Annotated in this window: 22 protein-coding genes; 12 read left to right on the top strand and 10 right to left on the bottom strand. The window is 71.6% G+C overall.

Going from position 1 to position 22,242, the window contains the following annotated elements:
• Window positions 1-28 precede the first annotated feature (28 nt).
• From IE258_RS35030 to IE258_RS35010, 5 genes are all read left to right on the top strand, one after another.
• Window positions 29-1,399: an ABC transporter substrate-binding protein gene (locus tag IE258_RS35030; RefSeq protein ID WP_189749870.1), complete on the top strand. Its 1,371-nt coding sequence runs from the start codon at window positions 29-31 to the stop codon at window positions 1,397-1,399.
• A gap of 127 nt (window positions 1,400-1,526) precedes the next feature.
• A complete protein-coding gene (locus IE258_RS35025) occupies window positions 1,527-2,330 on the top strand; it encodes a rhamnogalacturonan acetylesterase (RefSeq protein ID WP_189749869.1) in 804 nt (267 codons plus the stop codon).
• A gap of 46 nt (window positions 2,331-2,376) precedes the next feature.
• Window positions 2,377-3,711, top strand: a complete 1,335-nt coding sequence (locus IE258_RS35020; protein ID WP_189749868.1) for a pectate lyase family protein — start codon at window positions 2,377-2,379, stop codon at window positions 3,709-3,711.
• Window positions 3,712-3,805: 94 nt separating this feature from the next.
• On the top strand, window positions 3,806-4,951 hold the full coding sequence (locus tag IE258_RS35015) for a pectinesterase family protein (RefSeq protein WP_189749867.1): 1,146 nt from the start codon (window positions 3,806-3,808) through the stop codon (window positions 4,949-4,951).
• A 117-nt stretch (window positions 4,952-5,068) separates the two neighbouring features.
• A complete protein-coding gene (locus tag IE258_RS35010; RefSeq protein ID WP_189749866.1) occupies window positions 5,069-5,866 on the top strand; it encodes an HAD family acid phosphatase in 798 nt (265 codons plus the stop codon).
• Window positions 5,867-5,878: 12 nt separating this feature from the next.
• Here the strand turns inward: IE258_RS35010 and IE258_RS35005 are convergent, their stop codons facing one another.
• The 5 genes from IE258_RS35005 to IE258_RS34985 form a co-directional block, all read right to left on the bottom strand.
• The gene (locus IE258_RS35005) at window positions 5,879-6,571 is read right to left on the bottom strand and encodes a hypothetical protein (protein WP_189749865.1); all 693 of its coding nucleotides are present in this window, start codon (window positions 6,569-6,571) and stop codon (window positions 5,879-5,881) included.
• Window positions 6,568-7,143 (bottom strand): SigE family RNA polymerase sigma factor, encoded by a 576-nt coding sequence (locus tag IE258_RS35000; RefSeq protein WP_189749863.1) that lies wholly within the window; start codon window positions 7,141-7,143, stop codon window positions 6,568-6,570. The genes IE258_RS35005 and IE258_RS35000 overlap by 4 nt, the downstream gene beginning before the upstream one ends.
• 83 nt (window positions 7,144-7,226) lie before the next feature.
• Window positions 7,227-8,681, bottom strand: a complete 1,455-nt coding sequence (locus IE258_RS34995; protein WP_189749862.1) for a peptidoglycan D,D-transpeptidase FtsI family protein — start codon at window positions 8,679-8,681, stop codon at window positions 7,227-7,229.
• Between the two features lie 98 nt (window positions 8,682-8,779).
• The gene (locus IE258_RS34990) at window positions 8,780-9,250 is read right to left on the bottom strand and encodes a GNAT family N-acetyltransferase (protein ID WP_189749860.1); all 471 of its coding nucleotides are present in this window, start codon (window positions 9,248-9,250) and stop codon (window positions 8,780-8,782) included.
• Window positions 9,251-9,253: 3 nt separating this feature from the next.
• A complete protein-coding gene (locus IE258_RS34985) occupies window positions 9,254-10,027 on the bottom strand; it encodes an IclR family transcriptional regulator (RefSeq protein ID WP_087810039.1) in 774 nt (257 codons plus the stop codon).
• 121 nt (window positions 10,028-10,148) lie between these two features.
• Between IE258_RS34985 and IE258_RS34980 the strand changes: the two genes are divergently transcribed.
• From IE258_RS34980 to IE258_RS34965, 4 genes are all read left to right on the top strand, one after another.
• Window positions 10,149-11,678 carry an aldehyde dehydrogenase (NADP(+)) gene (locus IE258_RS34980; protein WP_189749859.1) on the top strand — a complete coding sequence of 510 codons (1,530 nt, stop codon included), beginning with the start codon at window positions 10,149-10,151 and terminating at the stop codon, window positions 11,676-11,678.
• A gap of 130 nt (window positions 11,679-11,808) precedes the next feature.
• Window positions 11,809-12,417 (top strand): DUF1349 domain-containing protein, encoded by a 609-nt coding sequence (locus IE258_RS34975; RefSeq protein ID WP_189749857.1) that lies wholly within the window; start codon window positions 11,809-11,811, stop codon window positions 12,415-12,417.
• Window positions 12,418-12,509: 92 nt separating this feature from the next.
• Window positions 12,510-13,223: a DsbA family oxidoreductase gene (locus IE258_RS34970; protein WP_189749856.1), complete on the top strand. Its 714-nt coding sequence runs from the start codon at window positions 12,510-12,512 to the stop codon at window positions 13,221-13,223.
• 59 nt (window positions 13,224-13,282) lie between these two features.
• A complete protein-coding gene (locus IE258_RS34965; RefSeq protein WP_189749854.1) occupies window positions 13,283-14,377 on the top strand; it encodes an aminotransferase class V-fold PLP-dependent enzyme in 1,095 nt (364 codons plus the stop codon).
• A gap of 83 nt (window positions 14,378-14,460) precedes the next feature.
• On the opposite strand, the gene thpD is transcribed toward IE258_RS34965, so the two are convergent.
• From thpD to IE258_RS34940, 5 genes are all read right to left on the bottom strand, one after another.
• Window positions 14,461-15,360, bottom strand: a complete 900-nt coding sequence (gene thpD / locus IE258_RS34960; protein ID WP_189749852.1) for an ectoine hydroxylase — start codon at window positions 15,358-15,360, stop codon at window positions 14,461-14,463.
• A 6-nt stretch (window positions 15,361-15,366) separates the two neighbouring features.
• The gene (locus IE258_RS34955; protein ID WP_003976954.1) at window positions 15,367-15,765 is read right to left on the bottom strand and encodes an ectoine synthase; all 399 of its coding nucleotides are present in this window, start codon (window positions 15,763-15,765) and stop codon (window positions 15,367-15,369) included.
• A 98-nt stretch (window positions 15,766-15,863) separates the two neighbouring features.
• Window positions 15,864-17,135, bottom strand: a complete 1,272-nt coding sequence (gene ectB, locus IE258_RS34950) for a diaminobutyrate--2-oxoglutarate transaminase (protein ID WP_189749851.1) — start codon at window positions 17,133-17,135, stop codon at window positions 15,864-15,866.
• A gap of 126 nt (window positions 17,136-17,261) precedes the next feature.
• A complete protein-coding gene (gene ectA / locus IE258_RS34945; RefSeq protein WP_189749849.1) occupies window positions 17,262-17,774 on the bottom strand; it encodes a diaminobutyrate acetyltransferase in 513 nt (170 codons plus the stop codon).
• Between the two features lie 329 nt (window positions 17,775-18,103).
• Window positions 18,104-19,231: a pyridoxal-phosphate-dependent aminotransferase family protein gene (locus IE258_RS34940; RefSeq protein ID WP_189749848.1), complete on the bottom strand. Its 1,128-nt coding sequence runs from the start codon at window positions 19,229-19,231 to the stop codon at window positions 18,104-18,106.
• A 200-nt stretch (window positions 19,232-19,431) separates the two neighbouring features.
• On the opposite strand from IE258_RS34940, the gene IE258_RS34935 reads away from it, so the two are divergent.
• From IE258_RS34935 to IE258_RS34925, 3 genes are all read left to right on the top strand, one after another.
• Entirely contained in the window at window positions 19,432-19,914 is a 483-nt protein-coding gene (locus IE258_RS34935; RefSeq protein WP_189749846.1) for a hypothetical protein, read from the top strand.
• Between the two features lie 43 nt (window positions 19,915-19,957).
• Window positions 19,958-21,049: an amidohydrolase family protein gene (locus tag IE258_RS34930; RefSeq protein WP_189749845.1), complete on the top strand. Its 1,092-nt coding sequence runs from the start codon at window positions 19,958-19,960 to the stop codon at window positions 21,047-21,049.
• A 197-nt stretch (window positions 21,050-21,246) separates the two neighbouring features.
• Window positions 21,247-22,203: an SCO1860 family LAETG-anchored protein gene (locus tag IE258_RS34925; RefSeq protein ID WP_189749843.1), complete on the top strand. Its 957-nt coding sequence runs from the start codon at window positions 21,247-21,249 to the stop codon at window positions 22,201-22,203.
• Window positions 22,204-22,242: the final 39 nt, after the last annotated feature.

Below are 22,242 nucleotides of genomic sequence, written 5' to 3'. Positions count from 1 at the left end.
AGAAGACCCAGAAGAAGAGAGCCGACCAATGAGGATCAGCATGCTCAGCAGCAGAGACAAAGGCACAGTCAGGCGCCGCACGTCCGCCGCCGTCGCCCTGGGGGCCGTACTCGCGCTGACCGCCACCGCCTGCGGTGACGACGGCAGCGGGGCGGGCGGCGACAAGGGCGCCGAGGGCAGCGGCAAGGGGAAGATCGTCTTCTGGGACAACAACGGCGGCATCCGCACGGCCGTCTGGAAGGAGATCATCGCCGACTTCGAGAAGGCGAACCCGGACATCGACGTGGAGTACGTCGGGATCGCCGCCACCGAGTACCAGTCCAAGGTCGACACCGCCATCCAGGGCGGCGGCCTGCCCGACGTCGGCGGCGTGACGGCGTCGATGCTCGCGGGCTTCTCCGCCCAGGGCGCCCTGGAGCCGCTGGACGACCGCCTCACCAAGTCCTCCCTGAGCGGCAAGCTCAACAAGGACATGGTCGAGTCCCTGAAGGCCGCCGGCGGCGGCGACGGCACCCTCTACTCGATGCCGACCTCCGCCAACAACGGCGTCCTCTACTACCGCACCGACCTGTTCGAGAAGGCCGGTCTGGACGCTCCGACGACGTGGGACAAGTTCTACGAGGCCGCCGAGAAGCTGACCGACGCCGGCAAGAACGAGTTCGGCTACACCATCCGCGGCGGCTCCGGATCCATCGCCCAGGCGTTCGACGCGATGTACGGGCAGTCCGGCATCACCTCGTTCTGGGACGCCGACAAGAAGAAGACGACCGTCAACGACCCGAAGAACGTCGAGGCGCTGGAGAAGTACGCGGCCCTCTACAAGAAGGTCACGCCGGCCGCCGACGTCAACAACGACTTCGCCAAGATGGTCGCCCAGTGGGACACCGGCACCATCGGCATGGTCAACCACAACCTGGGCTCCTACCAGGACCACGTGAAGGCGCTCGGCGTCGAGAAGTTCCGCGGCATCCCGCAGCCGGTCGGCGCCTCCGGCAAGCGGGTCCAGGTCTCCAACCCGGTCGACGGGCTCGGCATGTTCAAGAGCTCGAAGAACAAGGAGGCCGCCTGGAAGTTCATCGAGTTCGCCACGTCGAAGGAGCAGAACTCGAAGTTCAACGAGTCGGCCGGCCAGGTGCCGTCCAACACGGAGGCCGCGAACGACACGTGGATCCAGAAGGCCGAGCCGACGAAGCTGGCGGCCGAGGCGCTGAACGACGGGTCCACGACCATCGTCCAGCTGCCGTACTACCTGCCGGACTGGAACACCGTGTCCAAGTCGGAGAGCGAGCCGGGATTCCAGAAGGTGCTGCTGGGTGACATGAGTGCGAAGGATTTCCTGGACGGGTTGGCCGACAAGCTGAATGAGGCGCAGGCCGAGTGGACGGAACAGATGGGTTAGCCGGCGGTCTCGGTTTCGCCGTGGGCGGTCCGTCGTTCGTTGCGGGCTGCGGGCCGTCCGTGGCTTGTCGCGCAGTTCCCCGCGCCCCTGGGGGCTGTCCCATCCCCTTCTTGAAAGGCAGACCCGCGTGTCGCTCAGCCGAAGACAGGTCGCCGCTGCCGTCGTCTCCTCCATTCCCCTGGCGTTCGCCGCCACCGGTACCGCCCAAGCCGGCGGACGCCACCGCCCCCGCACCCTCTACATCGCCGGGGACTCCACCGCCGCGCAGAAGTACTCCGATGCCGCGCCCGAGACCGGGTGGGGCATGGCCCTGCCCTTCTTCCTCCGCAAGGAGCTGGAGGTCGCCAACCACGCCGTGAACGGGCGGAGTTCCAAGAGCTTCGTCGACGAGGGGCGACTCGACGTCGTCCTCGGTGCGATCCGGCCCGGCGACCTCCTGCTGATCCAGTTCGCGCACAACGACGAGAAGGACGAGGACCCCACCCGGTACACCGAGCCCTGGACGACGTACCAGGAATATCTGCGGATGTACGTCGACGGGGCGCGGGCCCGCGGGGCGCGGCCGGTGCTGGCCACGCCCGTCGAGCGGCGGCGGTTCGACGCGGCGGGGAACGCCGTGCCGAGCCACGGCGAGTACCCGGCGGCGATGCGGGCCCTCGCGCGGCGGGAGGGTGTGACGCTGCTCGACGTACAGGCGCTGTCGCTCGCGCTGTGGCAGCGGCTCGGGGCCGAGGGGACCAAGGCGTACTTCAACTGGACCGCCACCGAGCAGGACAACACCCACTTCAATCCGCCGGGCGCGATCGCGATCGCCCGGATCGTCGCCCGGGAACTGCTGCGCGGGCGCGTACTGGCGCACCGGGACGTGCGCCGGCTGGACGAGGAGATCCCCGAGTCCTGGATCAGCTGGCCCGCACCGGCCACCGCGTAACACCCACGACCGTCGACCGACCCCCAGAGCAAGGGAGAGCCGCAGCATGAGCACCCGTAGATGGCATGGGCATGCCACGAAGAGAACCGCCGCACTCGTCGGCTGCACCGCCCTCGTACTGAGCCTGACGGCCGCCGCCGCCGAGGCCCGCCCCGGTCACCACCACCCCCGGGACACCGCCCGGCAGACGCTCCCCGCGAACGACGGCTGGGCGTCCCACGGCACCGGCACCACCGGCGGGGCCGCCGCCGACGCGGAGCGCGTGTACACCGTCTCCACCTGGGCCGAGTTCAGGGCCGCCCTCGCCGCCGAAGGCACCGCGCCCAGGATCATCAAGGTCAGGGGTACCGTCGACGCCGTCTCCGAGGGCTGCGAGGCATTCGCCGCGCCCGGGTACGACTTCGACGCCTACCTGGACAAGTACTCCCCGGAGAACTGGGGCATGGAGACCGACCTGAGCGCCGAGCCCGACGACAGCCCCGAGGGCCTGCGCCGCGCCTCCGCCGCACAGCAGGACCGGTCCATCAAGGCGAACGTCCCCTCCAACACCACCATCATCGGTGTCGGCCGGGGCGCCGCGCTCAAGGGCGCCAGCCTCCAGATCAAGGACGTGGACAACGTCATCGTCCGCAACCTGACCTTCGAGAGCCCCGTCGACTGCTTCCCGCAGTGGGACCCGACGGACGGGGACCAGGGCAACTGGAACTCCGAGTACGACAGCGCAGTCGTGTACGGGTCGACGCACGTGTGGCTGGACCACAACACCTTCACCGACGGCGAGCACCCCGACAGCGCGGCGCCCACCTACTTCGGCATGCTCTACCAGCAGCACGACGGCCAGTTGGACATCGTCAAGGGCGCCGACTACGTCACCGCGTCCTGGAACGTCTTCACCGAGCACGACAAGACCATCCTGATCGGCAACAGCGACAGCGAGTCCACCGCCGCCGTCGACCGCGGCCACCTGAAGGCGACCTTCCACCACAACCTGTTCAAGAACCTCGTCGAGCGCGCGCCCCGCGTCCGCTTCGGCCAGGTCGACGTCTACAACAACCACTTCGTGGCCTCCGACGACTACGCCTACAGCTTCGGCGTCGGCAAGGAGTCCGCCATCGTCGCCGAGCACAACGCCTTCACCCTGCCGGCCGGCGTCGCCCCCGCGCAGGTGCTCAAGCGCTGGAACGACTCCCCGCTCAGCGCCGCGCACAACAGCGTCAACGGCCGCACCGTCGACCTGATCGCCGCCCACAACGCGGCGAACCCGGACGCCGCCCTCCGCTCCGGCGCGGGCTGGACGCCCACGCTGCGCACCAAGGTCCTGCCGTCCCGGGCGGTCCCCTCCGTCGTCGACCGCGGCGCGGGCGCCGGCCGGCTGCGCTGACGGGCGCCGACACCCGTCCCACGAACCGGGCCGGGGCGCCCGCACCGCCCCGGCCCACCCCGGCCGTCTTCGTCCCTCCCGAAGGAGCACCCGTATGCACCGACCCGCCGCCCCGTCCCGCAGAGGCTTCCTCCTGGCGACCGCCGGCGCGGGCGCCGCACTCGGCCTCGCGGCCGCCGGCCCGGCCGCCGCCGGCACCCGACCGCGCCCGCACCCGCGTCCGCGGCCTTTCGGCCGGTACGGTTCACCGGCCGCCCGCCGCACACCGAAGACCCTGTACGTCGACCCGCACGGCCGCGGCGACTTCACCTCCGTCCAGGCCGCCGTCGACGCCACCGAGGGCGACGGCTGGACGCTCGTCCTCGCCCCCGGCACCTACCGCGAGACGGTCTCCGTCGACGCCGACCGTACCGGGGCCACCTGGATCGGCGCCTCCGGCGACCCGCGCGACGCCGTCATCGTGTACGACAACGCGGCCGGCACCCCCAAGCCGGACGGCTCGGGCACCCTCGGCACCAGCGGGTCGGCCACCACCACCGTGCGCGCCGACGGCTTCACCGCCCGCAGGATCACCTTCGCCAACGACTGGCTCCGTGCCGACCAGCCCGACTGGACCGGCACCCAGGCGGTCGCGATCAAGGTCATGGGCGACCGGTCCGCCTTCCACGACTGCCACTTCCTCGGCCACCAGGACACCCTCTACGCCGACACCCGCGACCTCGGCCTCTTCGCGCGCCAGTACTACGCGCGCTGCTACGTCGAGGGCGACGTCGACTTCGTCTTCGGCCGGGCGAGCGCGGTGTACGAGGACTGCCACTTCCGCACCCTGGTCCGTCCCGACCTCGACGCCGCCCCCTACGGCTTCGTGTTCGCGCCGTCCACGGCGGGCGCCAACCCGCGCGGCTACCTGGTGGTCCGCGGCCGCGTCAGCAGCGAGGCCCCCGACGGCTACTACAAGCTGGCCCGCCCCTGGGTGCCCAGCTCCGACACCACCGCCCGCCCCATGCTCACCGTGCGCGAGACCCACCTGGGCGCGGGCATCGACGCGGTGGCGCCGTACGCGAACATGCGGGACGCGTACCCCTGGCAGGAGCAGCGGTTCCGCGAGTACCGCAACACCGGCCCCGGCGCCGCGACCACCGTCCCCGAGAACCGGCCGCAGCTCACCCGCGCCGAGGCCGCCGCGCACACCCGCCAGGCGTACCTCGGCGACTGGCGGCCGTACGAGCGGCGGCGCTGACCGGCCCGCCGTCCCTGCGCACTTGACCTGCTTGACGCGATTTTTGCCAGGTAAAGGGGCGCGGATCCGGCCACGGGTCTCGCGCCCACCGGGGTGACGCGCGTAGAAACCTGTGTCATGCATAAACCACTGCGCATCGCGACCGTCACCGCTGCCTGTGCCGTCGCCGGTGCCGTCCTCTACGGAACGGGCGCCGCCACCGCCGGCCAGTCGACGGCCAACTCCACCCACGAGCCGTACAACATCGGGGTGCTGGCCAAGGACATCGACGCCTACTACGGCACCACGCTCGACGCCGACGGCGTCTACCAGGCCGCCCCGGACAGCCCGTACGCCGCCGACCTGGCCCGCGTCGACGCCGCCGCGAAGAAGCAGATCGACCGGGCGGCCCGCGCGGCGCACCGCGAGCACACCAGGCCGGCGGTCGTCTTCGACATCGACGACACGCTGCTCCTCAGCCTCGACTACGAGAAGAAGAACAACTACGGCTACGACGGCGCCACCTGGGCCGCCTACGTCGACCGCGCCGACCGTCCCGCCGTCCCCGGCAGCCCCGAACTGGCCCGGTACGCCGAGAAGAAGGGCGTCGAGGTCTTCTACAACTCGGGGCTGGGCGAGGCGCAGCGCACCGCCGCCGTCGAGAACCTGAAGAAGGTCGGCGCCGACGTGAACCTCGACACCGGCCACGTCTTCCTGAAGGACAAGGCGAACCCGCCGTCCTACCTGGCCCACTGCGCCACTCCGGGCACCTGGAAGTGCACCACCGTGCAGTACAAGGCGGGCACCCGCCGGCACATCGAGCGGGACCTCGGGTACGACATCGTGGCCAACTTCGGCGACCAGTACTCCGACCTCCAGGGCGGTTACGCGGACCGCACGTACAAGCTGCCCAACCCGACGTACTTCGTCGAGTAGCGGGTCGCCCGCTCAGCCGCCCGGGGTGAAGCCGCCCCGGACCGCGAGGGAGCCGGACGCCGCGGTGGCCGCCGCCGAGTAGCGGTCGCCGCCCGCGTCCCGGCCACCCCGCTCGTGGTTGTACTGCCCGGCGAACATCCACTCGCCGGCCGGGACGGTCCGGCCCGCCTTGAGTGTCCACCGGTAGACGAGGAAGCCGTCCCGCTCGTCGCGCCTGAACGTGAAGTCGTCCTCCGGCAGCGACCGCCAGGCCCCGGTGGAGGTCACCGAGCCGGTCTGCGCCACCCGCAGCTCGACGGTGAGCGAGGTCAGGGGAGTGCTGGTGCCCAGGGTGACGTTGCTCTGCGCCCAGAACTCGTTGCTGTGCGGGTCGACCGCGCCGCTCGACCAGACCGGGCCGGACTCCCGCGACCCGGTCTCCCGCGACCCGGGCGGTGCGGCGACCGGGCGCCGCGCGGGCGCGTCGTCCCGCACCGCCGAGGCGACGGTGTAGCCGCCGGCCACCAGGACACCCGCCACCGCCGCCGTCGCACCGGCCACCCGCACCCAGCCCGGCAGCCGCACACGGGTCGGCCCGCGGTTCCCGGCCGCCGTGCCGCGCTCCACCCGGGCCAGGATCCGGGCCCGGTCGGGCCGGTGCTCCCCGGCCGCCGCGCGCAGCCGGGCGCGCAGCTCCTCGTCCACGTCCCGCCGCGGCCCGCTCATCGGGTCCCTCCCGCGGCCCCACCACTGCGTGCGATCGCCGCGCGCACCAGCCGCGGGGCACGGGGAGCGGCCCGGGTGCCGAGCAACCGCTGGAGTTCGGCCACTCCCTTCGACGTCTGGCTCTTGACCGTGCCCACCGACACGCCCAGGGACAGCGCCGTCTCCTTCTCGGAGAGGTCGAAGGCGTGCCGCAGCACCACGCACGCCCGCTTGCGGAACGGCAGTCGGCGCAGCGCCTCCTGTACGTCCACCACGCCCGCGACATCGGGGTTCTCCGTGCGCTCCTCGCGCTGCGACCAGAACAGGGCGACGCGTCTGCGCTCGCGCACGGCCGTACGGACCCGGGTGCGGGCGAGGTTGGCGACGACACCGCGCGCGTACGCCACCGGGTGGTCGGCCGCGCGGACCCGGTCCCAGCGGTGCCACAGGGCCAGCAGGGCGTCCGCCGCGAGGTCGTCGGCGGCGTCCGGCTCGCCCGTCAGCAGGTGGGCGAGCCGGGCCAGTTCGGCGTAGTGGCGTTCGAAGAAGGCGTGGAACTCCGCGGAGGCGACGGCGTCGACGGCTGACCTCACGGCGGACTCTCCTCGCAGCGGCTTCCCGGGTGCGGTCTGCCGGACACCGTACGGCAGACCGCACCCTGACGGCCCCCAAGAAGTCAGCCCTTGAGCGCCGCCTCCATCATCGCCTTGGCCACCGGGGCCGCCAGGCCGTTGCCGCTGACCTCGCTGCGGGCCGCGTCGGACTGCTCGATGATGACCGCCACCGCGACCTCCTTGTCCGACGAGTCGGACTTCGCGTACGAGGTGAACCAGGCGTACGGCGTCTTGCTGTTGTTCTCGCCGTGCTGGGCCGTGCCCGTCTTGCCGCCCACCGTCGCGCCGGCGATCTGTGCGTTCGAACCCGTACCGTCCTTGACGACGGTCTGCATGGCCGACTGCAGCTGCTCGGCGGTGGAGGAGCTGACGATCCGCTTCGAGTCGGCGTCGGTGTGGTCCTCCAGGACGTCGCCGCCACTGTCGGTGACCTGCGACACCATGTGCGGGGAGACCAGCTCGCCGCCGTTGGCGAGGGCCGCGGAGACCATCGCCATCTGCAGCGGGGTCGCCGTCACGTCGAACTGGCCGATGCCCGTCAGCGCCGTCGAGGACCGGTTCATGTCCTTCGGGTAGACGCTGGTGTAGGCGCGGACCGGCACGTCCTGCGTCTCGTCGTTGAAGCCGAACTTCTCGGCCATGGCGCGCAACTCGTCCTGGCCGAGGCCGACGGCCATCTTCGCGAAGACGTTGTTGCACGAGTACTGCAGCGCGGTGCGGATCGTGGCGTTCTCGCAGGGCGCGTTCGGGTTCTCGTTGGTCAGGTCCGTCGCGGTGTCCGGCAGCGTGTACGGGTCGGGGCTGTCGGTCTTCTCGTCCACCGAGCCGTACAGCCCGTTCTCCAGCGCGGCGGCCGCCACGACCAGCTTGAACGTCGAGCCCGGCGGCAGCGGCTGGCGCAGCGCGCGGTTGGTCAGCGGCTTGTCCGGGTCGGCGGTGAGCTTCTCCCATGCCTCACCCGCGGTGTTGGCGTCGGTGAGCGACGTCGGGTCGTACGACGGGGTCGACACGACCGAGAGGATCCTGCCCGTCTTCGGGTCGATCGCCACCGCGGCGCCCTTGGTGTCGCCCAGCGCGTCGAACCCGGCCTGCTGCACGTCCGGGTCGATCGTCGTGACCACGTTGCCCGGCTCGGCGCGGGTGCCGGTGACCGTGTCCATCACGGTCTTCAGCCGCGGATCGGTGCCGTTGAGCACGTCCTGGTAGATGCCCTCCAGCTGGGTCGGCGCGTACGCCTGCGAGGCGTAGCCCGTCACCGCCGCGTACAGCTTCCCGTTCTCGTACGTGCGTTTGTACGCGAGGTCGCCGCCTTCCGTCGGAGCCGAGCCGGTGACCGACCGGCCGCCCACGATGATGTTCCCGAGCGGCTCCGCATAGGTCTCTATCGCGCCCCGCCGGTTGTCCTTGCTGTCCGCGAGCGCCTGTCCCTCGTAGAACTGCACCCAGGTCGCCCTGACCAGCAGAGCGAACACCAGGAGCAGCGTGAAGACCGAGGCCCGCCTGATCGTCTTGTTCATCCCGTTCATCCCGCTGGCAGGACGAACGGGCGGGTGGCGATCGTTCCCGTGTGCCCCGTTTTCTCATCTTTCTCATCGACCGTTCATCGGCGACGACCTCACGGTGCGAGGTGCAGGACGACCTCGTCGATCTCCTCGCCGCGGGCCGCCGCGAACCCCCGCGCCCGCGCGCTGGTCACGAAGCCGCACTTCTCCAGCACGCGCCGCGATCCCGTGTTGTCGGCCGCCGCGCGCGCGTACAGCGGGCGGTCCGGGACCTCGGCGAGCAGCGCCCGCAGGGCGGCCGTCGCCACGCCCTGCCCCCAGTACGCCCGGTCCACCCAGTACGTGACCTCGCGTTCGCCCGGCTCCCCGTACACCGCCGTGCTGCCGAGGACGTCACCGTCGCCGAGGATGGTCCGCACGACGTCGCGGGAGGCCCGGATCTTCGCCCAGTGGACCGCGAACGCCTCCCAGTCGGCCGGGTCCCTCGCCGTGAAGGCCGCCATCCGCAGGGCCTCCGGATCGTTCATCTGCCGGAAGAAGACGGGCAGATCGCTGTCGTGAACCTCGCGCAGTGCGATGTGCATGGATCAGAGCCTACGCGTGGCCAGTGTCAGCCGGTCCCGCGCGTCGAACAACGCGTCCTTCACCATCTGCTCGTGCGCGGGAGTCAGCCGCGCCACCGGCACCGAGCAGCTGATCGCGTCCCGCGCGGGGGTGCGGTAGGGGACGGCCACGCCGAAGCAGCGCAGTCCCAGCGTGTTCTCCTCGCGGTCCACGGCGAAGCCCTGCTCCCGCACCAGGTGCAGCTCCTCGATGAGCTTCTCCCGGTCGGTGATGGTGTGCTCGGTCAGCGCCGGCAGCGTCTCCGGGAGCAGCTTGCGGACCTGCTCGTCGCTGTACGTGCTCAGCAGCGCCTTGCCCAGCGAGGTCGAGTGCGCGGGCAGCCTGCGGCCGACCCGGGTGAACGGCCGCAGGTAGTGCTGGGACTGGCGGGTGGCCAGGTAGACCACGTTGGTGCCGTCCAGGCGGGCGAGGTGGATGGTCTCCGTCGTGTCGTCGGAGAGCCGGTCCAGCGTCGGCCGCGCCGCCGCGACCACCTCGTCGCCGTCGATGTACGAGGTGCCGACCAGCAGCGCGCGCACTCCGATGCCGTACCGCGTGCCCGTGGCGTCCGTCTCCACCCAGCCCAGCTCCACCAGTGTGCGCAGCAGCATGTACAGACTGGACTTGGGGTAGCCGACGGCCTCCTGGACCGACGCGAGGGAGTGCATTCCGGGGCGTCCGGCGAAGTACTCGAGCAGCTCAACCGTCCGCACCGCGGACTTGACCTGCGCTCCGCCCCCCGTCTCGACAGCCGACATCGCCCTGACCCCTTCGTTCGACGAGAAGCTGAAGATATAGTCTCGAACAGCATATTCATCAGTAGAGACAGCGTTCAGTATATCGAACGACATCTGGGTAGAGCACGTGGAGGGACCCGCGGTGGCAGCAGCACCAGTCTGGAGTGTCGACCCCCGTACCGGGAAGCAGCGTGAACAGGTCGCGGTGGAAGCCACGGCCCAGGAAGTGGACGGCGCCGTCCGTGCCGCGCACGCCGCCCGGGAGGCCCTCGCCGACCGCACCGTGCGCGCGGCCTTCCTGCGCAGCGCCGCCGACGAGCTGAAGGCGGCCGAGAGCACCCTCGTCGAGGTGGCCGACGCGGAGACCGCGCTCGGCCCGGTCCGGCTCACCGGCGAGCTCGCCCGCACCTGCTACCAGCTGCGGGCCTTCGCCGACATCGTCGACGAGGGCGAGTACCTCGGCGTGGTCGTCAACCACCCCGACGACACCGCCACCCCGCCCATCCCCGACCTGCGCCGCTACAAGGTGCCGCTCGGTGTCGTCGCCGTCTACTCGGCCTCCAACTTCCCCTTCGCCTTCTCCGTCCCCGGCGGCGACACCGCGAGCGCGCTCGCGGCCGGCTGCCCGGTCGTCGTCAAGGCGCACCCCGACCACCCGGCCCTGTCCGAGCTGGTCGCCAAGGTGCTGCGCCGGGCCGCGGCCCGCCACGACATCCCGGACGGGGTCCTCGGGCTGGTGCACGGCTTCGAGGCCGGCGTCGAGCTGATCAAGCACCCGCTGGTCGCGGCTGCGGGCTTCACCGGCTCCGTCCGCGGCGGCCGCGCGCTGTTCGACGCGGCGGCGGCGCGGCCGGTGCCGATCCCGTTCCACGGCGAGCTGGGCTCGCTGAACCCGGTCGTCGTCACGGAGGCGGCGGCCGTGGAGCGGGCGGAGGCGATCGGCGCGGGTCTGGCCGGTTCGATGACGCTGGGCGTCGGCCAGTTCTGCGTCAAGCCGGGCCTGGTGCTCGTGCCGGCGGGCGACGCCGGTGACGGCCTGGTCAAGTCGCTCACCGACAAGGTCAGCGCCACCGACGCCGGGGTGCTCCTCGACCACCGCATGCGGGACAACTTCGTCGCGGGCGTCGCCGAGCGCGCCGCGCTGCCCGACGTCGACTCCCCGGTGACGCCGGGCTCGGGCGGCGAGCACACCGTCAGCGCCGGGTTCCTCACGGTGCCGGCGGCGCGGCTGGCGGCGGAGGGCGAGCACGACCTGCTCCTGGAGGAGTGCTTCGGGCCGGTCACCGTGGTGGCCCGCTACGAGGACGAGGGGGAGGTGCGGGGGGTGCTTTCGCGTCTGCCGGGGAACCTGACGGCGACGGTGCAGTTCTCTGCCGAGGAAGTGGCGGGAGAGGGTGCCGGGGCGGCTCTCCTCGCGGAGGTGACGCCGTTGGCGGGGCGGGTGCTGGTCAACGGCTGGCCCACGGGTGTTGCCGTGGCGGCGGCTCAGCAGCACGGGGGGCCCTACCCGGCGACCACTTCGACGTCCACGTCGGTGGGGGGTACGGCCATCGAGCGGTGGCTGCGGCCGGTGGCTTATCAGGGGGTGCCGGAGGCGTTGCTGCCGGTGGAGTTGCGGGACGACAATCCGCTGGGGCTGCCTCGGCGGTTCAACGGGGTTCTCGAGCGGTAGCGCCGTAGGGCGCGGGGTTGTGTGCGGTCTGACGCGCCGTCGTGGCTTGTCGCGCCCGCGCGGCGGAGCCGCAAATCGACACAGCCCCGCGCCCCTTAGGCGACTACTCTCCGCCTGCGATGATCAGTGCATGACTCTTGAACTTCCCGAACTGCCGTTCCCCCTCCGTCCCTACGGGCCCGACGGGCACTGGTCCTACGCCGACGGTGTGCTCACCGGGGTCGCCGGGGACCGGCAGGATCGGTTCGTGCCGCCTACCGGGGAGTCGCTGGAGTCCGTGTCCGACGCGCCGCGGTTGCTGGGCGCGCCCGACGGGGACTTTCAGCTGATCGCCCGCGTCTGTGTCGGGTTCCGGGGCGCCTTCGACGCCGGGGTGCTCTACGTGCACGTGGGGGAGCAGGCGTGGGCCAAGCTCTGTCTGGAGTACTCGCCCGACGCGCCCACCGTCTGCACGGTCGTCACCCGGGGGCACTCCGACGACTGCAACTCCTTCACCGTGGAGGGGGACTCCGTCTGGTTCCGGGTCAGCCGGAGCGGACGGGCCTTCGCCTTCCACGCCTCGCTCGACGGGAAGCGCTGGACCTTCGTACGGCTCTTCACGCTGGGTGACGAGCGGGAGACCGGCGCGGCCCTCGTCGGATTCCTGGCGCAGGCGCCGACGGGGGAGGGCTGCACGGTGACGTACGACCACCTGGAGTTCCGGCCGGCCTGGCCGGCGGACCTGCGGGACGGCAGCTGAGCGCCGGGCGGGAATGAGACCCGCTGCTTGAACGTTCACGTACGAGGCGGGGAGGGCCTCCGCCGCCGTACGACCTGGAGAAGAGCCGAGACATGCGCGTCGAGATCTGGAGCGACATCGCCTGCCCCTGGTGCTACGTGGGCAAGGCCCGCTTCGAGAAGGCGCTCGCGGCCTTCCCGCACCGGGACGGGGTCGAGGTGGTCCACCGTTCCTTCGAGCTGGACCCCGGGCGGGCCAAGGACGACGTGCAGCCGGTGCTGACGATGCTCACCGCCAAGTACGGCATGAGCCAGGCGCAGGCGCAGGCCGGTGAGGACAACCTCGGCGCGCAGGCCGCCGCCGAGGGCCTGGACTACCGCACCCGGGACCGCGACCACGGCAGCACCTTCGACATGCACCGCCTGCTGCACCTGGCCAAGGAGCGGGGGCGGCACGAAGCCCTGCTGGACGCGTTCTACCGGGGCAACTTCGCCGACGAGCGCTCCGTGTTCAACGACGACGCGCGGCTCGTGGAGCTGGCCGTCGGTGCCGGGCTCGACGCCGAGGAGGTCCGGGCGGTGCTCGCCGACCCGGACGCCTACGCCGACGCGGTGCGCGCCGACGAGCGGGAGGCCGCCCAGCTCGGGGCCACCGGAGTGCCGTTCTTCGTGCTCGACCGCGCCTACGGCGTCTCGGGCGCCCAGCCCGCCGAGGTCTTCACCCGGGCGCTGACCCAGGCATGGGGCGAGCGCACACCGCTGAAGCTGGTGGAGGACGGGGACGCACAGGTCTGCGGTCCGGACGGATGCGCGGTCCCCGGAAACTGAAGCGGCAGGTGGGGACGGACGCATAAGCGTCCCTTGGGGGTACCGGGTAGAAATACGCAATGGACGAGGAGGTCACGGGGCCGCACAGTGGTGCCATGGAGAGCTTCGAGAATCTCGTCCGTACCGAGTTCGCCCCGAAGACCACGTACCTGAACACCGCCAGCACCGGCCTGCTGCCCGCCCGGACCCTCGTGGCCATGCACGACGCGGCGGCCGCCGCCGCCGAAGGGCAGCCGCTCGACATGTTCGCCGACGTCGAGGCGTCCCGGGCCGCGTATGCCCGCCTCGTGGGGGTGCCCGCCACCAGGGTCGCGACCGGCGCGTCCGTCGCCACGTTCAGCGGGCTCGTCGCCGCGTCGCTGCCCCCGGGCGCCGAAGTCCTCACCGCTGAGGCCGACTTCAGCTCCCTGGTGAACCCGCTGTACACGCGCGGCGACCTGAAGGTGCGCAGCGTGCCGCTGGAACGGCTGGCCGAGTCGGTGGGTCCTGACACCGCGCTCGTCGCGGTCAGTTCCGTGCAGTCCGCCGACGGGCGGCTCGCCGAGCTCGCCGCGCTGCGGGACGCCGCCCGGGCGCACGGGGCGCGGACGCTGATCGACGCCTCGCAGTCGAACGGGTGGCTGCCACTGGCCGCCGGCGACTTCGACTTCGTGGCCGCCGTCGCCTACAAGTGGGTGCTGTGCCCGCGCGGCGTCGCCTTCCTCGTCGTACCGGAGGACCTCGGGGCGGCGGCCGGGCTGACACCGCTGTTCGCCGGGTGGGCGTCCGGTGAGCACCCCTGGGACAGCTGCTACGGCCCCGTCGAGGAACTCGCGCACTCCGCCCGGCGGTTCGACGAGAGCCCCGCCCTGTTCTCCTACACCGGCGCCCGGCACTCCCTGGCCCTGATCGAGGAACTGGGCGTCGAGGCGGTGCACGCCCACGACACCGGGCTCGCCGACCGGTTCCGCGCCGGGGTGCGCTCGCTGGGCCACGAGCCGGTGGCCGCTCCGGGCTCCGCGATCGTGTCCGTGCCGGGACTCGGACACCGGCAGGGCGAGCTGGGCGAGGCGGGCGTCCAGGTCTCGGACCGGGCGGGCAATCTGCGGGCCGCCTTCCACGTGTACAACACCGCGGCCGACGTGGACCGGCTGCTCGACGTGCTGGCGGGCTGACCGCGGCAGGGCCGGCAAGAGAATATCGGGCAGGGGCCTCCCGTCCCACACGAAGACGCCCCTGCCCGAGTCTCAGACGCGGGTCACTTCACCGGGGTGAAGTCCCGCGCACCGATGAAGTCCGGCCGCCGGATCGGCGCCGCGAACGGCTCCACGGCCGTGTTCTCCACGCTGTTGAACACGATGAACACGTTGCTGCGCGGGAACGGCGTGATGTTGTCGCCCGACCCGTGCATGCAGTTGCAGTCGAACCAGGTCGCCGAGCCGGCCTTGCCGGTGAACAGCTTGATGCCGTACTCGGAGGCCATCTTGGTCAGCGCCTCGTCGGACGGCGTCCCCGCGTCCTGCATCTGCAGGGACTTCTTGTAGTTGTCCTTCGGCGTGGCCCCCGCGCACCCGAGGAACGTCTTGTGCGACCCCGGCATGATCATCAGACCGCCGTTGGTGTCGTAGTTCTCGGTGAGCGCGATCGAGACCGAGATCGTGCGCATGTTGGGCAGGCCGTCCTCGGCGTGCCAGGTCTCGAAGTCCGAGTGCCAGTAGAAGCCGCTGGCCCCGAAACCCGGCTTGACGTTGATCCTGGACTGGTGGACGTAGACGTCCGAGCCGAGGATCTGCCGCGCCCGCCCGACCACGCGCTCGTCGCGCACCAGCTTGGCGAAGACCTCACTGATCTTGTGCACCTCGAAGACCGACCGGATCTCCTGGGACTGCGGCTCGACGATCGAGCGCTCGTCCGCACGGATGACCGGGTCGGTGGTGAGGCGCTCCAGCTCGCGCTGGTACTCGCCGACCTCGTCCGGCCCGATCAGCTGATCGATGGCGAGGAAGCCGTCGCGCTCCAGGGACTGGAGGTCACCCGCCGGGACCGGGCCGGGCGTGTCCGGGGAGCCCCAGACGACCGGGTCCTGCCGAGGGGTGGCCACCTCGGTGGCGCCGCGGGTGGGATAGAGATCAGTGACGTTCGTGGTCGTGGTGGTCACGGTGACTCACACCTCCTCGGTGAGCAGCGGGTAGACGCCGTTCTCGTCGTGATCCTCCCGTCCGGTGACGGGCGGGTTGAAGACACAGATGCAGTGGAAGTCCTCCTTGACCTTGAGCGTGTGCCGCTCGTGGCCGTCGAGGAGATACATCGTGCCCGGCGTGATGTGGTACGTCTTCCCCGTCTCGCGGTCGGTCAACTCGGCGTCGCCCTTGGTGCAGACGACGGCCTCGATGTGGTTGGCGTACCACATCGACGTCTCCGTACCCGCGTACAGGATCGTCTCGTGGACGGAGAAGCCGACCTTCTCCTTGGCGAGGACGATCCGGGTGCTTTCCCAGGTGCCGGACGCGCTCTTCACGTGCCGGTCGGTGCCTTCGAACTCCTTGAACGAACGGACGATCACGGTGTTGCGATGCCTCCTAGGTGAGGGTGTGCAATGGTCCCCGGCGCCTTCGGTCGCGCGGGCCGAAGGCGCCGGAAGTACGGGTGGTGCCGTGCGGGTCAGGCCGTTTCGCGCACGGCCCGGGCCAGGGTCTTCATGCCCTCGTCCAGCTCGTCGGGCGTGATGGTGAGCGCCGGCAGCAGCTTGACGACCTCGCTCTCGGGGCCGGAGGTCTCGATGAGCAGCCCCAGCTCGAAGGCGCGCTTGGCGACGCGTCCCGCGCGGTCCTTGTCGTGGAACTCCAGACCCCAGACCAGGCCGCGGCCGCGGTACTCCTTGACGTCGGCGAGGTTCTCCTCGGTGATGGCGATCATGTGCTGCTCGACCTGCTCGCCGCGCTTGCGGGTCTGCTTCTCCATCGCCGACCCGTCGGCCCAGTACGCCTCCAGCGTGGCGGTCGCCGTGACGAAGGCGGGGTTGTTGCCGCGGAAGGTGCCGTTGTGCTCGCCCGGCTCCCACACGTCCAGCTCCGGCTTGAACAGGGTCAGCGCCATCGGCAGGCCGTAGCCGCTGATGGACTTGGAGACGGTGACGATGTCCGGCGTGATGCCCGCCTCCTCGAAGGAGAAGAAGGCGCCGGTACGGCCGCAGCCCATCTGGATGTCGTCGACGATGAGCAGCATGTCCTGGCGTTCGCACAGCTCGGCCAGGGCGCGCAGCCACTCGGCGCGGGCGACGTTGATGCCGCCCTCGCCCTGCACCGTCTCGACGATCACGGCGGCCGGCTTGTTCAGGCCGGAGCCCTGGTCCTCGAGGAGCCGCTCGAACCAGATGAAGTCCTCGACCGTGCCGTCGAAGTAGTTGTCGAACGGCATGGGCGTGCCGTGCACCAGCGGGATGCCGGCCCCGGCCCGCTTGAAGGCGTTGCCGGTCACCGCGAGGGAGCCGAGCGACATGCCGTGGAAGGCGTTGGTGAACGACACGATCGACTCGCGCCCCTTCACCTTGCGCGCCAGCTTCAGCGCGGACTCGACGGCGTTGGTGCCCGTCGGGCCCGGGAACATGACCTTGTACGGCAGGTCGCGCGGGCGCAGGATCGTGTTCTGGAACGTCTCCAGGAAGCGGCGCTTGGCGGTGGTCGACATGTCGAGCCCGTGCGTGACGCCGTCCCGCTCCAGGTAGTCGATCAGCGCGCGTTTCAGCACGGCGTTGTTGTGCCCGTAGTTGAGCGAACCCGCTCCGGCGAAGAAGTCGAGGTACTCGTGGCCGTCCTCGTCGTACATGCGGCTGCCGACCGCACGGTCGAAGACGGTGGGCCAGCCGCGGCAGTAGCTGCGCACCTCGGACTCGACGGTCTCGAAGACGCTGAGGTCGGGCTGGGTGATGGTCACGACGAATCGCTCCTCGTGGGGTGAGGGTGGGAGAGGAAGGTCGTACGGATCCGGGGACCGGTGCGGTCCGCCGGGAAGTCTGGGGGCCGGACTGGCGCGGGATGCCGGGCCGTCCGGACGGCCGGGTCAGCCGGTGGCGGACAGGGGGCCTATGCGGTACAGCACCTCGGGCTCGTGCGGTCCGTCGGGGAACACCGCCGTGTCGAACAGGACTTCGCGCTCAAGCCGGGCGCCGCGGCGCTCGGCGAACGAGGTGAACAGTCGTTGGGACGCCGTGTTGTCGGGGGAGATCGTCGTCTCCAAGACGGTGACCCCGCGCTCGTGGACCACCCGGGCTGCCAGTCCGTCGAGGAGCGCGGCCGCGAGCCCACGACCACGGTACGTCCGGTCCACCGCCACCTGCCACACGAGCAGGGTGCCGGGGCTGTCGGGCCGTGTGTAGCCGGTGATGAAGCCGACCGGCACGCCGTGCCCGTCGCGCACGACGGCCGACGTGGCGGCGAAGTCCCGGCACCAGAGCAGATAGCTGTAGGACGAGTTGAGGTCGAGGACCTCGGAATCCTTCGCTATCCGCCACAGGGCGGCACCGTCGGCCACTCTCGGACGATCGATTTGCAGGTCTGCTTGCGCGGCAGTCATGCAAATTGAATTTACCCAGCGAAATTCGAAATTGCATCGCCGGATGGGGTTACGAATGGGCGCCTCGTGTGCTATCACGCGGGCGCGTGCTTCCGCGCGAGGCGGCGGCGTTATGAGGGGGTTTGACGGGGATGTAAGCCGCGAAACGGGCAGCATGTGGATCGGGTCACAATCGCGTAACCCGTGCGAGACGTGTCCGAAATGTGAAGATCGGCAGTCGTGAAATCTTTGTGTTTAGGTCCGGGGAAAGCGGGCAGAAGAATACGGGAAGCTGCGCTGAGTGAAATTCATGAATTCTGCTTGTGCGAGCATCCGGAATTCTCTCCGATTCATCCTTCCGAAAGGCCGGGTCCGGCCGGCCGCCCCCACGTCTCCTCGACGGCCCGCCGCGCGGCGTCTGGGTCGGCCTTCACGCCACGCTCGGCCAGCGCGGCACCCAGTGCCGCCAGGCAGGACAGTACGACCCCGCGCGTCGCGTCCGGGCCGTAGTGGTTGACCCGGATCATCTCGCCCGCCAGCGCGCCGCCGCCCGCGGCCAGCGGCAGCGCGGGGTCGGCCTCCAGGGCGCGGGCCACCAGCGCGGAGGCGTCGACGTCCGACGGCGTGCGCAGCGTCGTCGCGACCGGCGCCGCGTCCCCGGCCTCGTACACGTACGGCTCGACGCCGCCCAGCGCGAGCGCGCCGGCCCGGGTGGCCGCCGCGGCGGACGCGTGCCGCGCCATCACCGTCTCGGGACCCTCCGCCTCGATGCGCTCGACACATGCCTCCAGCGCGAGCATCTCCAACTGCGCCGGCGCGTGCAGCAGCGCCTTGCGCCCGCCGTCGATCCAGCGCTCCTTCCAGTCCAGGAGCGACAGGTACGACCGTCGCGGGGCGTTCGGGTTCGCCGCCATCCGCGCCCAGGCCCGCTCGCTCACCGACACGGCCGAGACCCCGGCCGGGCCGCCCATCGCCTTCTGCGCGCCGATCACGCACAGGTCCACGCCCCACGCGTCCGGCAGCACCGGCTCGGCGCCCACGGAGGCCACCGCGTCCAGGTAGAAGAGCGCCCCGTGCGCCCGCACCACCTCGCCGACCTCCGCGACCGGGTTGGTGTTGCCGGTCGCCGCCTCGGCGTGCACGAGGGACACGAAGTCGATCTCCGGGTGCTCGGCGAGCGCCCGGCGGACCTGCTCGGCGGAGACGGCCGTGTGGAACGGCACGGCGAGGTCGTGCACGGTCGCGCCGCAGTCCCGCAGCCAGTTGCCGAAGGTCTGCCCGTACGGGCCCGTGACGACGTTCAGCGCGACGGTGCCGGGACCCGCGGCCGCGCGGATCGCGCCCTCCAGCGGCAGCAGCGCCTCGCCCTGCATGACGACCACGTCCTGCCGGGTGCCGAGCAGGCGCGCGACCCGGTCCTCGATCGCGGCGAAACGTGCGGCGCCCAGCGGGGGGAGGTCCAGGAAGGGGTGGGTCACGGCGGTGCTCTCTTCGGTGACGGCGGGTGTGCGCGGCGCGGGTACGCCGCGTACGGACGCGCGTACGTCGCGTACGGAGTCGAGAGTAACCGTGGCGCCCGCCGGCACTCGCGCCGGAGGGCTTCCGTTGCGACACCCCCACGCCCGGAATCGTGGCTTCCGTCACAGCAGAAGCGGTTGCCGCCTGATGGACTGGCCCCGTGTTCCTGGTACTCCTGCTGGTCGTCCTGGTCGCCGTGGTGACGGCCGTCGGTCTGACCGGCCACGGCGCGAGCGTCCTGGCCGCCCGCCGTGCCCGGGGCCCGGGAGCCGGGTACGCGCTGCGTGCCCTGGCCGCCTTCGCCGGTGCCGCCGCCGTCGCCGTGTACGCCTGGGGGCTGCTGCACGTGACCGGTGCCGTCATGGAGTCGAACGGCGGCGCGGGCTCCGCACCGGCGCCGCCCTGCCGCACCCCCGGGCACGAGGAGCGCGCCCTCCACGTCATCGACCAGTCGGTCTCCTTCCTGCCCCTGGGATTCGTCTGCGAGACCGGCGACGGCGGCGAGTACACCAGCGACGACGTCCCCGGCTACGTCAACCCCGTCACCGCCGCCCTGGCCCTGACCGCCGTCGCGAGCGCCGTCGGGGCGGGGTACGCGACCGAGCTGCGCGCCCGTGCGGCAGCGCGCGGCGACCGCCGGTGACCGGCCCCGGACGGGTGTGCGGGCACCGTTTAGGGTGCGGGGCATGAGCGATCGCGCGGTGCTGCACGTGAAGGGTCGGGTGCTCGTCGGACCGGAGGAGGTCCGGGACGAGGTGTGGGTGATCGACGGCCGGATCTCGTACGACCGGCCCACCGGCGCCGCCGACGTCCGCACCGCCGAGGGCTGGGCGCTGCCCGGCCTGGTCGACGCGCACTGCCACGTCGGCCTGGACCAGCACGGCGCGGTCCCCGAGGACGTCGCCGAGAAGCAGGCGCTGACCGACCGCGAGGCGGGCACCCTGCTCGTCCGCGACGCCGGCTCGCCCTCCGACACCCGCTGGATCGACGACCGCGAGGACCTCCCGAAGATCATCCGGGCCGGGCGGCACATCGCCCGCACCCGCCGCTACATCCGCAACTACGCCTGGGAGGTCGAACCCGAGGACCTCGTCGCGTACGTCGCCCAGGAGGCCCGGCGCGGCGACGGCTGGGTGAAGCTGGTCGGCGACTGGATCGACCGCGACCTCGGCGACCTGTCGGCCTGCTGGCCGCGCGGCGCCGTCGAGGCGGCCATCGCGGAGGCCCACCGCCTGGGCGCCCGCGTCACCGCGCACTGCTTCGCCGAGGACTCCCTGCGCGACCTGGTCGAGGCCGGGATCGACTGCGTCGAGCACGCCACCGGGCTCACGGACGACACGATCCCCCTGTTCGCCGAGCGCGGCGTCGCCATCGTCCCCACGCTCGTCAACATCGCCACCTTCCCCGCGCTGGCCGACGGCGGAGAGCAGCGGTTCCCGCGCTGGTCGGCCCATATGCGCCGGCTGCACGAACGCCGCTACGACACCGTGCGCAACGCCTACGACGCCGGAATCCCGGTCTTCGTCGGCACCGACGCGGGCGGTGCCCTCGCCCACGGACTGGCCGGGGCCGAGGTCGCGGAGCTGGTCACCGCGGGCATCCCGCCCGTCGAGGCCCTCGCCGCGACGACCTGGGCCGCCCGGCGCTGGCTCGGCCGTCCGGGTCTCGAGGAGGGCGCACCGGCGGACCTGGTGGTGTACGAACAGGACCCGCGCGCGGACGTGCGCGTGCTCACCGCTCCGCGCCGGGTGGTGCTGAACGGGCGGGTCGTCGGTTAGCCGACAGGAGTGACGCCGGGGAACACCCGTGCCGGGCGGTGCGACGAAGGTTCGAATAGCTCCGCCGAAACCCCACGAAGGGGTGAAGTGCCCCCGGTTCGCTGACGGTTCGGCGGACGCGGGGACATTCTGTCCGGGTCCCAAGCACGTCGCTCATGCGTGCCCCGCACGCATGTCTCACTGGGGGTCCCACCACCTTGAACGGCAACACCTTCCGCATGCCCGCACGCCGACTCGCCACCGTGGCGGCGGCCACGGCCCTGGCGGCCGGCCCCGCGACCCTGGCCGGCGCGGGATCCGCCCACGCGACCGGCGACCACGGCCGTGCGAGCGCCACCGTGCTGCGCACCGGGCTCGACGTCTCCCTGCTCAACAAGACCGTGAACGTCCCGCTCTCGGTCACCCTCAACGAGGTGCAGGCCCCCGGGGACGCCGAGAAGACCGCGCTCACCGCCCGACTGGACGGCGTCGACGGCGGCAAGCCCTTCAGCGTCCTGCGCGCCGACGTCGCCGAGGCGAAGGCGACGGCCACCGCCGAGAAGAGCGAGGGCACCACCACGCTGGCCCGCGCCGGGCTCCACGTCCCCGGCCTGCCGCTGCTCTCGGTGGTCGAGGTCCAGGAGGTCACCTCCACGGCGACCTGTGAGGCCGGGAAGAAGCCGGTCGCCGAGGCCAACCTGCTGGGTCCGGTGACCGTCCTCGGCAAGAAGGTCACGCTCACCACCGGCGGCACGACGGACGTGAAGGTGCCCGACGTCGGCGAGGTACGGCTCGACCTCTCGAAGGAGGAGACCACCTCCCGCACGGCCGCCGCCACCGCGCTCGAACTCAGGGTCTCCGTCAACCCCGGCGACCTGAACGTCGCCGAGGTCGACGGCACCGTCACCCTGGCGAAGGCGACCTGCGAATCACCGGCCGCCCCGGCGGACGAGGCCGAACAGCCCCCCGCCAAGGCCGACGAGCCCCCGGCCGAGCAGGACGCCGACCCGGCCGCCGAACCCGCGGCCGACGTGCAGGCGCAGGGCGCCCGCACCGAGCCGGACCTGGCCGAGACCGGCGGCAGCTCCGCGACCCCGTACGTCGCCGCCGGCGCCGCGGCCCTGGTCCTGGCGGGCGGCGGCGCCCTGGTCCTGGCCCGGCGCAAGCGCGGCTGACACGGACGGGGAGGCGGAGCCGGCCGAGGCCGTACGTGC

It is taken from the genome of Streptomyces tendae (assembly GCF_014650435.1).
Classification (GTDB): Bacteria; Actinomycetota; Actinomycetes; order Streptomycetales; family Streptomycetaceae; genus Streptomyces; species Streptomyces tendae.
Note: the sequence above shows the minus strand (reverse complement) of the source record. Positions and strands in the feature narration are given on the sequence as shown.